Source organism: Streptomyces tricolor (genome assembly GCF_002155905.1).
Classification (GTDB): domain Bacteria; phylum Actinomycetota; class Actinomycetes; order Streptomycetales; family Streptomycetaceae; genus Streptomyces; species Streptomyces tricolor.
In genome coordinates, this window is record NZ_MUMF01000933.1 from 1 (window position 1) to 627 (window position 627).

Here is a 627-nt window from a genome sequence, read left to right on the forward strand (position 1 = left end):
GTCCGGGCCGCCCGCGAGCGGGGCCTGACCGCCGAACTGCTCACACTGCGCGACGAGGGCCACGAATTCCTCCGCGCCGACAACCGCCGGCTGTTCCGCCGCGCCGCCGCCGACTGGCTGCAACGGCACCTGAGCGGCTGACCTGACGTCAGGCGAGCCGGTCCACCGCTGCCCGGGTGGTCGTCTTGAAGTCCTTGACCGGGGCATCGCGGAACGTGCCCATCTGGGACCACTTCACGACCGTCACCGTCCTGCCGTCCCGGCCGACCGAGAACAGGGCGATGTCGGAGGCACCCCAGGTGGCGGTGGTGTGGATGCCGTAGACGTGAGCCCCCTCCTCGACGTCGACCTTGCCGTAGTACCTGCCCGTCGCCGCGATGTCCGGGTACTCCGACTCCAGGTGCCGCGCGCAGCCCGCGAGGTCCTTGCGCAGCAGGGCGGCGAAGTCGGCGGCGCGCCGTGCGTCGCGCTCGACGACCGTGACCTGCAGGGCGCTGGTGTCGAACTCCGTCCAGTAGGCGCGGTGCACGGAGACCGACGGCAGGGCCGCGCCCACGCAGATCGGCAGCGGGTCCGGCTGTCCCGCGGTGACCGGGCCGGCGTACCAGGACGAGGAGGGGTGGGGCG

General features: G+C 72.9%; 1 protein-coding gene. It reads right to left on the reverse strand.

Annotated features, from left to right (window positions below):
* Positions 1 to 148: 148 nt before the first annotated feature.
* On the reverse strand, positions 149 to 627 hold a 479-nt coding region (locus CCN44_RS41615; protein WP_086704406.1), incomplete at its 5' end, for a hypothetical protein.